The sequence below is a fragment of the Rhodococcus sp. 14C212 genome, assembly GCF_011058195.1.
In the GTDB taxonomy this organism is placed as follows: domain Bacteria; phylum Actinomycetota; class Actinomycetes; order Mycobacteriales; family Mycobacteriaceae; genus Rhodococcus; species Rhodococcus aetherivorans.
Window position 1 is genome coordinate 41,781 of the sequence record NZ_JAALEH010000027.1, and the last position, 12,397, is coordinate 54,177.

Annotated in this window: 13 protein-coding genes; 9 read left to right on the forward strand and 4 right to left on the reverse strand. The window is 70.1% G+C overall.

What is annotated here, in order from left to right; translation table 11 throughout:
* Window positions 1-92: 92 nt before the first annotated feature.
* Complete coding sequence (locus G6038_RS14310) at window positions 93-1,295, forward strand: low temperature requirement protein A (protein WP_165038520.1); 1,203 nt, start codon at window positions 93-95, stop codon at window positions 1,293-1,295.
* Window positions 1,296-1,310: 15 nt separating this feature from the next.
* On the opposite strand, the gene G6038_RS14315 is transcribed toward G6038_RS14310, so the two are convergent.
* Window positions 1,311-2,528, reverse strand: coding sequence for a DUF4185 domain-containing protein (locus G6038_RS14315; protein WP_165038521.1), 1,218 nt, complete (start codon window positions 2,526-2,528; stop codon window positions 1,311-1,313).
* Between the two features lie 354 nt (window positions 2,529-2,882).
* On the opposite strand from G6038_RS14315, the gene leuA reads away from it, so the two are divergent.
* The 4 genes from leuA to G6038_RS14335 all read left to right on the forward strand — a co-directional run bounded on the left by leuA (window position 2,883) and on the right by G6038_RS14335 (window position 6,628).
* On the forward strand, window positions 2,883-4,691 hold the full coding sequence (leuA, locus tag G6038_RS14320; protein WP_165038522.1) for a 2-isopropylmalate synthase: 1,809 nt from the start codon (window positions 2,883-2,885) through the stop codon (window positions 4,689-4,691).
* 154 nt (window positions 4,692-4,845) lie between these two features.
* Entirely contained in the window at window positions 4,846-5,220 is a 375-nt protein-coding gene (locus tag G6038_RS14325; RefSeq protein ID WP_165038523.1) for an SHOCT domain-containing protein, read from the forward strand.
* 28 nt (window positions 5,221-5,248) lie between these two features.
* The gene (locus tag G6038_RS14330; protein ID WP_165038524.1) at window positions 5,249-6,031 is read left to right on the forward strand and encodes a crotonase/enoyl-CoA hydratase family protein; all 783 of its coding nucleotides are present in this window, start codon (window positions 5,249-5,251) and stop codon (window positions 6,029-6,031) included.
* Window positions 6,032-6,337: 306 nt separating this feature from the next.
* Window positions 6,338-6,628, forward strand: a complete 291-nt coding sequence (locus G6038_RS14335) for a hypothetical protein (RefSeq protein WP_029547150.1) — start codon at window positions 6,338-6,340, stop codon at window positions 6,626-6,628.
* 35 nt (window positions 6,629-6,663) lie between these two features.
* On the opposite strand, the gene G6038_RS32095 is transcribed toward G6038_RS14335, so the two are convergent.
* Window positions 6,664-8,037, reverse strand: coding sequence for an NAD(P)-binding protein (locus tag G6038_RS32095; protein WP_165038525.1), 1,374 nt, complete (start codon window positions 8,035-8,037; stop codon window positions 6,664-6,666).
* Window positions 8,038-8,192: 155 nt separating this feature from the next.
* Between G6038_RS32095 and G6038_RS14345 the strand changes: the two genes are divergently transcribed.
* Entirely contained in the window at window positions 8,193-9,446 is a 1,254-nt protein-coding gene (locus G6038_RS14345; protein WP_165038526.1) for a MurT ligase domain-containing protein, read from the forward strand.
* The gene (locus G6038_RS14350; RefSeq protein WP_165038527.1) at window positions 9,439-10,146 is read left to right on the forward strand and encodes a glutamine amidotransferase; all 708 of its coding nucleotides are present in this window, start codon (window positions 9,439-9,441) and stop codon (window positions 10,144-10,146) included. The genes G6038_RS14345 and G6038_RS14350 overlap by 8 nt, the downstream gene beginning before the upstream one ends.
* Window positions 10,147-10,320: 174 nt before the next feature.
* Here the strand turns inward: G6038_RS14350 and G6038_RS14355 are convergent, their stop codons facing one another.
* Window positions 10,321-11,037, reverse strand: coding sequence for a GAF and ANTAR domain-containing protein (locus tag G6038_RS14355; protein ID WP_165038528.1), 717 nt, complete (start codon window positions 11,035-11,037; stop codon window positions 10,321-10,323).
* 256 nt (window positions 11,038-11,293) lie between these two features.
* Here G6038_RS14355 and G6038_RS14360 point away from each other — a divergent pair, with 256 nt between their 5' ends.
* Both G6038_RS14360 and G6038_RS14365 read left to right on the forward strand, forming a co-directional pair.
* The gene (locus tag G6038_RS14360; RefSeq protein ID WP_165038488.1) at window positions 11,294-11,527 is read left to right on the forward strand and encodes a hypothetical protein; all 234 of its coding nucleotides are present in this window, start codon (window positions 11,294-11,296) and stop codon (window positions 11,525-11,527) included.
* Between the two features lie 216 nt (window positions 11,528-11,743).
* Window positions 11,744-11,884: a hypothetical protein gene (locus G6038_RS14365; RefSeq protein WP_165038529.1), complete on the forward strand. Its 141-nt coding sequence runs from the start codon at window positions 11,744-11,746 to the stop codon at window positions 11,882-11,884.
* Between the two features lie 45 nt (window positions 11,885-11,929).
* On the opposite strand, the gene G6038_RS14370 is transcribed toward G6038_RS14365, so the two are convergent.
* A complete protein-coding gene (locus G6038_RS14370) occupies window positions 11,930-12,343 on the reverse strand; it encodes a hypothetical protein (protein ID WP_240918488.1) in 414 nt (137 codons plus the stop codon).
* Between the last annotated feature and the right edge of the window lie 54 nt (window positions 12,344-12,397).

Consider the following 12,397-nt stretch of genomic DNA (forward strand, 5'->3'; position numbering starts at 1 on the left):
CCGGCGGCCGGCAGCCGACCGACAGCGACCTCCGGCGAGGACCGGAATCGTCGGGCGTGACAGCGGTCTCGGGCGGTGAGAGCATCTCCGGCGTGAGCATCGGCAGACGCCTCCACGTCCGAGCGGTGGACGAACGTTCCTCCGCCTCCCCCATCGAGTTGTTCTTCGATCTCGTGTTCGTCTTCGCCCTGACCCGGGTCACCGATCTCATGGCGGTGGACACGAGTGGCGTCGACGTGCTGCGCGCCGCCCTCGTCATGGCGGTGCTGTGGTGGGTGTGGGTCGGGTACTCGTGGCTGGGCAATCTCGCGCGCGCCGACGAGGGCCTCATGCGAGTGGTGATGTTCGCTGCGATGGGGGCCGTGTTCGTCGTCGCCCTGACGATTCCCGAGGCCTTCGACGACATGCCGGGCGGCCTCGACGGACCGGTGATCTTCGCGGTCGGCTACTTCACCGTGCGCCTGATCCACCTGTCGACGTTCCTCGTCCTGAGCCGGGACGATCCGCAGCTGCGGCGGCAGGTGCTCCGATTCCTTCCGAGCATGCTGGCGGGGACGGCGTTCCTGCTGATCGCGTCGCAGCTGTCCGGACCCGCGCAGACGGTGCTGTGGATCCTCGCCCTGGCCGGCGACTACCTCGGCACCTTGGCCGGAGGCACCGGATGGCGGCTCCGCTCGGTGAGCCACTTCGCGGAGCGGCACGGACTCATGGTGATCGTCGCCCTCGGTGAGTCGATCGTCTCGATCGGGATCGGCGTCGCGGCGCTGCCGATCTCCTGGGCGATCATCGTCGCGTCCCTGCTGGGTCTGTCCGTCTCGGCGCTGCTGTGGTGGGCGTATTTCGACGTCACGTCCCTGGCCGTCGAGAAGGCCTTCGACGCGGCGACGGGGCCCCGGCTGATCCGGATCGCCCAGCGTTGCTACAGCTACGCGCACCTGCCGATGGTGATCGGCATCGTCATGCTCTCGCTGGGCCTGAAGAAGATCCTCGCCTACGTCGGGGACGGGAACCATCATCGGCTCACCGACCCCCTTCAGGGCTGGCCGCTGACCGGCCTGTACGGCGGGGCCGCGCTCTATCTCCTCGCCCTGGTGTTCTTCCGCGCCTACGCGACCGGTCGCGTCGAGGTTCCCCGGGCGACGACGGCGGCCGTCCTGCTCGCACTCGTTCCCGCGGTGGGGCACGTCCCGGCGCTGGCGACCCTCGGCCTCCTGGTGGCGGTACTGCTCGTCCTCATCGGGTACGAGACCGTCCGTTATGCCGAGCCGCGCGAGACGATCCGTCACGGGGGCTGAGCCCGGACGGGCGGCTCATCCCGCGACGGTCGTACGCAGCAGCATGACGTTGTAGTCGCTCCAGCGTGACGCGACGAAATACAGGTCGTTGCCGCTGGACCACGGATGAATGTACGGCGCATACAGGCCGCCGATCTGGGCACTGGTGACGACCGCCCGCGGTGCGCTCCACGGGCCCTCCGGCCGCGCGCTCGTGCGCATCTCGATCTGCCCGCGTTCCTCGTTGCCGTAGAGCATGACGAAGGTGCTGCCCGTCCAGTGCACCGACATCTCGCCGACCGGGGCATCGACGACGGGGACCGCCGCATCGATCCCGCCGAGCACCCAGTGGGTGCCGGTCCAGAACTCGTAGGCGGTGAGGTCGCGGATCTGCGCCTCGGGCACACGCGAGACGTAGGCGGGGCCGAAGCGGCCGTTGGGGGTGCCGAAGTCGTAGACGTAGCCCTCGTGCTTCACGTACGCGTGCTGCTGGAAGTTGCTGTTGCCCGTCGCCAGCTGCTGGACGCCGGGGACCTCGACGGGGGTGTTCACTCGCGCGGCGGCCGGGTCGACGGTCCACGTCTCACCGTTGTCGGTCGAATACGCGAGGGCGGAGGCATTGGTCCACCATTCCCCCGGATCGCTCCAGGCGCGCACCGACATGAAGTTGATGTACTGGGTGCCGGCGACGGAGATGGCGGCGGTGGGCACGACGGTGGTCTCGACCCCGTCGATACCGATGCTGCCGAGGATCTCACGGGCGAAGTTCGGGTCGGAGGCGAGCACCGGTGCGCCGGAATAGCGATCACCGGGGCGGGGGTCGGGCACGGCGATGCCATCCGACAGATCGGTGTCCGCGCTGCGCATGAGGATGTTGCGGCGCCATTCGTCGCCCTCGACCGAGCAGTCGCCGAAGGTGTCGCCGAAGGCCGCGAGCACCTGGCGGCCGGGGCCGGTTTCACCGTTGTCCCACATGATTCCCAGATCGGTACCGGAGACGGAGAACCGGGTGTCGGTCCGGTTCGGGCTGCGCGGCCCGGTGACCCAGGCGACGGTGCGGGTGGGACCGGAGGTGATCGTCGGGAGCGGTCCCTGCGGTGTCCCGGCACCGGGGTTGCTGCTGCCGAAGCCGCTGCTTCCGGGTCCGGAATTCCCGCAGGGTTCGGCGCGGGCGGTGGCGGCGAACGGGACCGCACAGCCGAGCGCCAGCAGCAGCGCCGAGGAGAACGTCGTCGCCGACCGGACCGCGCTCATACCTGTTCCTCCCTGTCGAGTGACCGAAATGCGTCTTTTCTGAAACTCCTGTGACCAATGGTGACTATGTGACGAATGAGGTCAACGTATTGGATCCACGCGGCTCGTGACAGCGCCCTCCGTCTCGATCGGGTCACGGTCGTAGGGCCTGCTCCGCTCGGTCCGGCGGCGGAATTCCCGCATCCCCGGGTGGGCTGCGGCGGGGCCAGCGAGTACACTGCCTGGCATGCAGCGCGCGCTTCTCCTCGGCCGCCGCGGCGGGATCTGACCAGACCGGCTTCCCGTCGCGGGGTGTTGTCGCGCCGGTCGTATCCTCATCCGGACTCACCGGTCCCCATTTTTTGGAGCTACGTCATGTCACCCGCCGACGCATTCACCTCCGGCTCGCGCACGATCACGCCGCCGAGCAAGCCCGCCCCCGCCGATCAGCCGGCGTGGAACACGCAGAAGAACTCCTCGATGCCGACCTACCGGTACCGGCCGTTCGCCGAGGAGGTCGAGCCGGTCACGCTGCCGGAGCGCACCTGGCCGGACAAGGTCATCGACCGGGCGCCCGCCTGGTGCGCCGTGGACCTGCGTGACGGCAACCAGGCGCTCATCGACCCCATGAGCCCCGCCCGCAAGCGGCGCATGTTCGACCTGCTGGTACGCATGGGCTACAAGGAGATCGAGGTCGGCTTCCCGTCGGCGAGCCAGACCGATTTCGACTTCGTCCGAGAGATTATCGAGGACAACGCGATTCCCGACGACGTCACCATCCAGGTGCTGACGCAGGCTCGCCCGGAGCTGATCAAGCGCACCTTCGAGGCATGCGCCGGGGCCCACACGGCCATCGTCCACTTCTACAATTCGACGTCGATCCTGCAGCGCCGCGTGGTGTTCAAGGCGGACAAGGAGACGGTCAAGAAGATCGCCACCGACGCGGCCGAACTGGTACTCGAGGAGGCGAAGAACCACCCCGACACGAACTGGCGGTGGGAGTACTCCCCCGAGTCGTACACCGGCACGGAACTGTCGTACGCCAAGGAGGTGTGCGACGCGGTCGTCGACACCCTGGGCGCGACACCCGAGAACCCCGTGATCATCAACCTGCCGGCGACGGTCGAGATGGCCACGCCGAACGTGTACGCCGACTCGATCGAGTGGATGCACCGCAACCTGGCCAAGCGCGACTCGATCATCCTGTCGCTGCACCCCCACAACGACCGCGGCACCGGCGTCGCGGCGGCCGAGCTGGGCTACCAGGCCGGTGCCGACCGCGTCGAGGGCTGCCTGTTCGGCAACGGCGAGCGCACTGGCAACGTGTGCCTGGTCACCCTGGGCCTGAACATGTTCAGCCGCGGCGTGGACCCGCAGATCGACTTCTCCAACATCGACGAGATCCGCCGCACCGTCGAGTACTGCAACCAGCTGCCCGTGCCCGAGCGGCATCCCTACGGCGGCGACCTGGTCTACACGGCCTTCTCGGGCAGCCACCAGGACGCCATCAACAAGGGCATGGACATGATGAAGGCCGACGCCGACGCGGCGGGCACCGACGTCGACGACCTGACCTGGGCGGTGCCGTACCTGCCGATCGACCCGAAGGACGTCGGCCGCAGCTACGAGGCCGTGATCCGGGTGAACTCGCAGTCCGGCAAGGGCGGCGTGGCGTACATCATGAAGCACGACCACGGCCTGAACCTGCCGCGGCGGCTGCAGATCGAGTTCTCCCAGGCGGTGCAGCGCGTCACCGACGGTGAGGGCGGCGAGGTCAGCCCCAAGGAGATGTGGGACATCTTCCACGAGGAGTACCTGACCCCGATCACCCCGCTCGAGCGGATCCGGCAGAAGGTCGCCGCGGCCGAGACCGACGACGGCACCGACACCGTCACCGCGGTCGTGAAGTATCACGGCAAGGAACAGGAGATCAGCGGGTCCGGCAATGGCCCGCTCGCCGCCTTCGTCGACGCCCTGGAGACCCTGGGCTACCAGGTGGCAGTCCGCGGCTACGCCGAGCACGCCATGTCGGCCGGTGACGACGCCCTCGCCGCCGCGTACGTCGAGGCGGACGTGACCCGGCCCGACGGCGTCTCGGCCCTGGTCTGGGGCGTCGGAATCGCACCGTCCATCACGACGGCGTCGCTGCGCGCGGTGGTCTCGGCGGTGAACCGGGCCCACTGAACCGTCCGGTGCCGCGAGCACCGCGACAAACGGCGCGAATTCGGACGAACGCGGCGGTACTCTTTCGCAGGAGTGCCGCCGCGTGTCCGTTTCGGGCCGGGCGAATCTCGGTTCGGATCCGTCTCCGCACGTGCCCCACGAAAGGGAGCGTCACATGGATTTCTGGGACATCATCTGGTTCATCATCGTCAGCTTCGCGTTCATCGCGTACCTGATGGTGCTCTTCTCGATCATCGGGGACCTGTTCCGCAACCACCAGCAGTCCGGCTGGATCAAGGCGATCTGGATCGTCTTCCTGATCTTCCTGCCGTTCCTGACCGCCCTGGTCTACCTGATCGTCAACGGCAAGGGCATGGCCGAGCGCTCCGCGCGGGAGTACGCCCAGGTCAAGCAGGCTCAGGACAGTTACATCCGCGAGGTCGCCGGCAAGTCGCCCGCAGAGCACATCGCCGACGCCAAGGCCCTGCTGGACGCGGGCACCATCACCGAGGCCGAGTACCAGGCGCTCAAGGCCAAGGCGCTGGCCTGACGGCGTCCCGACCGGAAGAACCACGACGATGACGTCGGATCCGGTTCTGATCAACCGCGACGGCCCGGTCACGACGATCGGGATCAACCGTCCGGGGGTCCGCAACGCCGTCGACCGGGCGACGGCCGAGGCGCTCGCCGACGCCTTCCGCGCCTTCGATTCCGACGACGAGGCTGCGGTCGCCGTCCTGCACGGCGAGGGCGGCACGTTCTGCTCCGGCGCCGACCTGAAGGCGATCAGCGAGGGGCGCGCGAACCGGGTCGCCCCGGACGGTGACGGGCCGATGGGCGTGTCGCGGATGCGGCTGTCCAAGCCCGTCGTCGCCGCGATCTCGGGCCACGCCGTGGCGGGCGGGCTCGAGCTGGCGCTGTGGGCCGATCTGCGCGTCGCCGAGGAGGGGGCGGTGCTGGGCGTGTTCTGCCGCCGCTGGGGCGTGCCGCTGATCGACGGCGGCACGGTGCGGTTGCCGCGGCTCATCGGCGAGAGCCGCGCGATGGATCTCGTCCTCACCGGCCGTCCCGTCGAAGCCGACGAGGCGCTGCGCATCGGGCTGGTCAACCGGCTCGTTCCCGCCGGGCAGGCGCTCGCCGCGGCCCGCACGCTCGCCGCCGAGATCGCCGCCTTCCCGCAAACCTGCCTGCGCCGGGACCGCCTCTCGCTGCTCGAGCAGCACGGTCTCGACGAGGACCAGGCGTTGCTCAACGAGTTCCGGCACGGCACGGTCTCCCTGGCGCACGACACGCTCGAGGGCGCGTCCCGGTTCGCCGCCGGCGCCGGGCGGCACGGCAGCTTCGACGAATCCGGCACCTAGCCGGAGCCGTCCCACACCACATGGCCGTCGGCCCGCACAGTAAGGAAACTCGTGACCGCGGCGACGGCACACGCGCCGCGGCATCAGCGAACATGTCGGGGTGAACGAAGCATCCGGAGCAGAGAACGAACCGATGCCGTCCGAGGCCAAGGACGTCGGCCCCCTCTTCCATGACACGAAGGCTGACCTGCAGCCGGGGGACTTGCTGAAACCGCCCCTCGCGCACTCCAGGCTGTTCGCAGCCGGTTGACGTTCTGTGTCCCGGTTCCCGGACCGAGAGGACCGTATAGGCAGGGGGAATCGCAGATGTACGTCCTACCGCGCACCCAGCTGGGGAAGCGCGCGTTGTGGCTGTTGCTACCCGTGCTGCTCTACCCCCTGTACTGGTCCGTACTGCGCCTGATCCCCGACTCGTGGCGGGCTCTCAGCATTGCGGCAGGCATTGCCATCATCGGGCTCGCTGGCGTCTCGCTGGTCACGGCAGGCCTGGCCATCTTCCGGAAGGGGGAGCGGTCGATTCTCCTTGTCGTGATCGCCTCCCTCACGCTTCTACTCGTCGTCGCCTTCGCTGTTGGCGAGGCCTTCGGCGGTCGCTGACGTCGGGACGGTGCTCTCCGGCATACCACCGACGGCTATCGCAGGCTCGTACCCACGCCCGCAGCCGACGTGTGCCGGCATCCACCCGGCGACGCGATCGGCAGCTCCTCGAACCGGCCGTCCGGGAAGCGCAGGTGCACATGCACCGCACCGGCGACCACCCCCAGCGGCTCGCGCCCCAGCAGGCGCGCGAGCACGTACGTCGCGCTCAGGCTGGTCACGTCGCGGATCACGCCCAGCGGCAGCAGCGAGCCCGTCTCGGCGAGCACCTCGCGCTCCCCGGCGCGCAACACCAGCCGCAGGCCCGGCGCGATGCCCTGGACGGCGAGCGAGACCGCGACGTTGTCCCGGTCGTCGGAGCCGACCGCGGCGAGCGCCGCCGCGCGATGCACCCCGACGCGCTCGAGCAGCCGCCGGTCGCCGCCGTCGCCGACCACGGCGGGGATGTTCAGGTCGCGCACGAGCCGCAGGTTGCGGGCATTGGTGTCCCGCTCGACGCCCACCACCGGAATGCCGAGGTCCCGCAGCTCCCGGCACAGCCGCAGGCCCACCTGCCCGAGGCCCACCACGATCACGTGCCCGGAGCGGGGCAGCGACCGGGGGCCGAGCAGCGCGGTCAGGCGGGGGCCCAGCAGCCGGTCCACCACCCCGGCGGTGAACATCGCGGTGAACACGATCGTCGCCAGCATCGCGGTCGACGCGATCGCGGCGTACGCCTCGTTGCCGTGCGGATCGGCCGCCGGGCCCACCGTCGTGACCACGCGGACCGCCTCGTGGAACGCGTCGATCGCCCCCTTGCCCTCCCCGAAGGTCAGCCAGGCCCAGTCACCGAACAGCACCGCCGCCAGCCCGAGCAGCCCGGCGAGCAGGATGCGGGTGCCGGTCTCGTGGGTGCGCAGCACCGCGGTGAGTTGCCCGGCCCACCGCTGCCACACCATCCGGCGCGGCACCGCGACGGGCACCTCGTCGAGCACGTCGCCGGCCACGCGGATGCCGCGCGGTTCGCGGGTGGAGGTCACGGCCAGCAGGTCGGGTGCCACGCACGGCCCGGCCAGGGAGGCCGCGGCGAGATCCGCCGGCGACGTCACGTCACACTGCGGCAGGAACCGTGCGAGCTGATCGCCGATCGTGCGGTCGAAGATCGTCGCGACCATCGGTGCGTCCGGCTGCAGGTGCGCCGCGGCGAGCGCATACCGCAGCGCGACCACGTCGTCCTGCAGGAGCACCGCGATCCCGGCGACCGGCGGCCGGTCCAGGAGGGCCCGCAGCTCCTCGTCGTCGGGCCGGGGGGCGTGCCGCACCGCGCACCCGAGGTCGACGAGCGAGGCGCAGACCCGGCGCGCGACGGTGGTGTCGCCCACGACGACGTACGTTCCGGTGTTCCCGCTGGTTGTGTCCGCATCCGCCACGGCGACCACCTCCCCGCCTCAGGGGACCACGCAACCTGCGGCGGCGCATCCGGCGGCGCGGTCGCTGTGAGCGATTCCCGCAGCGTAGCGGCGTGTGACCGTGCGGACACGGCCGCGCTGCGGCGACACCGGCGCCGCTGTGGAAAACTCGCGACGTGGGTACAAGCACTCGAATCACCGGGCGCGGGCGGCTGGCGCTGCGCGCGGCGAAGGCCGCCTCGTGGGCGTCGCAGAAGGCGGGGCGCGGCAAGGGGTCGATGATCGGCGGCCTCGTCGCGCTGAAGATCGATCCGCGCCTGATGGAGCAGCTCGGCCGCGGCCGTCGCACCGTCCTGGTCACCGGCACCAACGGCAAGTCCACCACCACCCGGATGACGGCGGCGGCCCTGGAGACGATGGACTCCGTCGCCACGCAGGCCGACGGGGCGAACATGGACGCCGGCATCGTCGCCGCGCTGGTTGCCCACCAGGGGGCGCCGCTCGCCGCGATCGAGGTCGACGAGCTGCACACCCCGCACGTCGCGGACGCACTCGCCCCCGAAGCGATCGTGCTGCTCAACCTCAGCCGCGATCAGCTCGACCGCGTGGGCGAGATCAACATGATCGAACGCAAGCTGCGTGCGGGCCTCGAACGCCACCCGGACGCGGTGGTCGTCGCCAACTGCGACGACGTGCTCGTCACCTCCGTCGCCTACGACCACCCGAACGTGGTGTGGGTGGCGGCCGGTGCCGGCTGGTCGGGTGACTCGGTCAGCTGCCCCCGCACCGGTGAGCCGATCCTCTGGGAGGACGGGCGCTGGCACAGTACGGGATCGGATTTCGCACGGCCCGAACCGGATTGGTGGGTCGACGACGAGAATCTCTATGGGCCGGACGGTCTGGTGCTGCCGATGACGCTGACCCTGCCCGGGCGCGCCAACCGCGGTAACGCCGCTCAGGCGGTGGCTGCGGCGGTCGCCCTCGGTGCCGATCCGGCCGCGGCCGTCGCCGCCGCGGGTGTCGTCGAGGAGGTCGCCGGCCGGTACAAGACCGTGCAGGTGGGTCCGCATTCGGTGCACATGCTGCTGGCGAAGAACCCGGCCGGGTGGCAGGAGGCCCTGTCGATGATCGACCCGACGGTCGACGGTCTCGTCATCGCAGTCAACGGGCAGGTGCCCGACGGGGAGGACCTGTCGTGGCTGTGGGACGTGCGGTTCGAGCACTTCGAGGGCGTGCACGTGGTGGCGTCCGGCGAGCGCGGCACCGACCTGGCCGTGCGGCTGACCTATGCCGGGGTCGAGCACACGTTGGTGGCGGATCCGATCCGGGCCGTCGCGTCGTGCCCGCCGGGACGGGTCGAGGTCCTGGCCAACTACACCGCGTTCCGGGATCTGAACACCGCCCTGGCGAAGGGAGCCGCGCATGTCTGAGTCCACCGTGCGGATCGGGCTCGTGCTGCCCGACGTGATGGGCACCTACGGTGACGGCGGCAACGCGCTGGTCCTGCGGCAGCGCCTGCGGATGCGCGGGCAGGACGCCGAGGTCGTGTCGATCAACCTGACGGATCCCGTGCCCGAGTCCCTGGACCTGTACACCCTCGGCGGGGCCGAGGACTCGGCGCAACGCCTCGCCACCCGGCACCTGCAGCGCCATCCGGGCCTGCAACGGGCGGTCGAACGCGGGGCGCCGGTCCTGGCGATCTGCGCGGCGATCCAGGTGCTCGGCAACTGGTACCAGACGTCGGCGGGCGAGCGCGTCGACGGCGTCGGCCTGCTCGACGTGACCACCGCTCCGCAACAGACCCGGGCCATCGGCGAGGTGGTCACCGCTCCTCTCGTCGAGGGCCTGCGCCTGCCGCTGACCGGATTCGAGAATCACCGCGGCGGAACGACTCTCGGCCCCGCCGCCCGTGCGCTGGGCCGGGTCACCCGAGGCGTCGGCAACGGCGTGGGTGATGGCGTCGAAGGGGTCGTCCAGGGCTCGGTGTTCGGCACGTACATGCACGGACCGGTCCTGGCCCGCAATCCCGAGCTGGCGGATCTGCTGCTGACCCGCGCGCTCGGCATGGACTCGCTGCCGCCGCTGGACCTGCCGGAGGTCGAGCAGCTGCGCCGCGAGCGTCTCGCCTGATCCACCACTCGAACGAAACCGCCCCCGGACAGGGGTTCGGCCCGGGAATCGCTTTCGCAACCTCCGGGCCGGATCTCTGCTTCACGAGCCTCTGTCGTCCTCGGACGTCTGCTCGATTCGCACTATTGATGTTACCTGCATCACACTCCGAAGGCAAGAGGCGAGGTCCAGGGTTCAGCTGCTCCCCTTCGTCGCGCGGCGATGCTGGTCGACGACGGTGCGGGCCAGCTCCGCGACCTTGACGTTGACCTGCTGCGACGTCCGGCGGAGGAGCTCGAACGCCTCGTCGTCGGAGATCTTGTTCAGCGCCATCAGGAGACCGATCGCCTTGCCGATCTCCCGATTGCTCTCGATGCCGTTGCGGAGCGACGCGACGTCCTCGCCGCGGGAGACGGCGGCGACGGAGACGGCCGCGAAGGCAGCCAGGACGCTGCCGGCCGCGGCGGCCGCGAGGTCGAAGGCCCCCGGCGTGTCGGAGAACAGGTTCAGCGACCCGACCTTGCGGTCGTCGACCCGCAACCGGAATCCCATCGCCCCCCGCACGGGCGTCTGTCTCACGACCCCGGGAGCCAGGTGCGGCCACTGCTCGGAGACACTCAGATCCGGCTCGATCTGGGCGGCCTCTTCCTCGATCGCGTCCACGCACGGCCCCTCGCCGGTTGCGCGCTCGAGGTCGTCGACGTGCCGCGCGACGGCGTCGGAGGCGCCGACGGTGACATATGCCCGGCCGTCTCGCAGCATGAGGCTCGCATGATCGCAGCCGGGAACCAGCATCGTGGCGCCCACACAGATCGCCGCGTACGCCTCCGAGGGGTCGGCGCCGTGATAGACGATCTCGGCGAGTGCGGCGAACACCGTCGCCGGATCAGCCGCGGCTTGTCCGTTCTGCATGAGTGCTCCTCGACCTCTTCGCCGCGCCCTCAGTGCGGGGCCTCGGATCGCCATTCAACCAGACACGCCGGAACGCCCTCCGAGCCGCCGGGACAGCGAATTCGCACCCTACATGCGAATTCGGGACGCTCCGGCGGTCCGGCGGCGCGAGTTGGACATCCGTTCGAGTAGCGCCGCGCGCTGTGATGCGGTACAACACATCGGCATTGGTTTTGTGAACCAAGTCACGAATTGTTTGCAGGGGGATAAACCGAATATGACAGGCACGGCAACGCGCCGCCACACCGCACACGACGAGGACGCCCGGAGCACCCCGCTGGTGCTCACGTCCACCACCGGCGCATCGACGTCGGGGTGGCGCTCCGCTCTCGAGCACGCACTCGGCACCGCCGTCTCCGTCAGCGCCGCGGCCCTCATGGTCACCGGCCTGACGGCGATCGGCGCCACCACCACCGTCACGGGTCTCGTGTCCTTCCTCCGGACGAACTGATCGTCCCGGTCGCCCGAGCCCCGTCCCTTCCGACACCACAGACAGGAACAACACCACAGATGCACACCTCCGCTGTCGCCGCGCCCCGTCGCTCCATGAGCACCGAGGAGATCAAGGCCCGCATCGAGGCCATGTTCGCGGAACACGACCAGCAGGAGCACCCGACGGCCGACTGACGCTCGGCAACTCGGGCCACCCGTCGAGAGGAGAACCGAAATGAACGCGAACGTGGTCCAGCTACTGCTACTGCTCGGTGCCGCACTGGGCGGCACCGCGGCCTTCAAGGCCTACCTGGTGCGATCGGATTCCGAGCATCCGCACCTGTCCGACGACCTGGGCCCGGGGCCCCGGTACTGACGAGACAGCACCCGCCCGGGAGACTCCTCTCCCGGGCGGGTCTTCTCAGCCCTGACCCGGACGTCCCAGCCCTCGGAGCACCGTGCGGGCCAGTCCCGACACGTCGCGCCACGGTCCGTGCAGGACCGGCAGTATCTCCGCCGGCAACCGGGTCAGCTGCCGGCGGGTCGCCGTCACCGGGGTGAGCAGCCAATCGGCGGTGTCCACGATCCGCTCGACCTTCCGGAGAGTGAGGTCCACCCGGTCGATCGACGCGCCGAGCCGGTCCACCGCCACAGCGAAGTCCCCGAGCTGCTCGTCGAACCGCCCCAGCACCCGGTCGAAGTTCGCGAGCGAGACGCCGATCCCGTCGGCCACGCGCTCGACCCGGGCGATCGTCACGTCCGCGTTGAGCGCGGCCTGTGTCAGCCTCCTGATCCGTCCCGACGTACCGTCGCCGGGTCCGGTCAGGTCCGCCATGTCACCGCCCCGCGCCGTGTCACCGCCTCGCGCCGTGTCACCGCCCCGCGCCGT

Bases quoted from the DNA above. Each gene is read 5' to 3' on its own strand.
- G6038_RS14315 (WP_165038521.1), bottom strand. From the start codon at position 2,528: ATGAGCGCGGTCCGGTCGGCGACGACGTTCTCCTCGGCGCTGCTGCTG.
- leuA (WP_165038522.1), top strand. From the start codon at position 2,883: ATGTCACCCGCCGACGCATTCACCTCCGGCTCGCGCACGATCACGCCG.
- G6038_RS14325 (WP_165038523.1), top strand. From the start codon at position 4,846: ATGGATTTCTGGGACATCATCTGGTTCATCATCGTCAGCTTCGCGTTC.
- G6038_RS14330 (WP_165038524.1), top strand. From the start codon at position 5,249: ATGACGTCGGATCCGGTTCTGATCAACCGCGACGGCCCGGTCACGACG.
- G6038_RS14335 (WP_029547150.1), top strand. From the start codon at position 6,338: ATGTACGTCCTACCGCGCACCCAGCTGGGGAAGCGCGCGTTGTGGCTG.
- G6038_RS14350 (WP_165038527.1), top strand. From the start codon at position 9,439: ATGTCTGAGTCCACCGTGCGGATCGGGCTCGTGCTGCCCGACGTGATG.
- G6038_RS14355 (WP_165038528.1), bottom strand. From the start codon at position 11,037: ATGCAGAACGGACAAGCCGCGGCTGATCCGGCGACGGTGTTCGCCGCA.
- G6038_RS14360 (WP_165038488.1), top strand. From the start codon at position 11,294: ATGACAGGCACGGCAACGCGCCGCCACACCGCACACGACGAGGACGCC.
- G6038_RS14365 (WP_165038529.1), top strand. From the start codon at position 11,744: ATGAACGCGAACGTGGTCCAGCTACTGCTACTGCTCGGTGCCGCACTG.
- G6038_RS14370 (WP_240918488.1), bottom strand. From the start codon at position 12,343: ATGGCGGACCTGACCGGACCCGGCGACGGTACGTCGGGACGGATCAGG.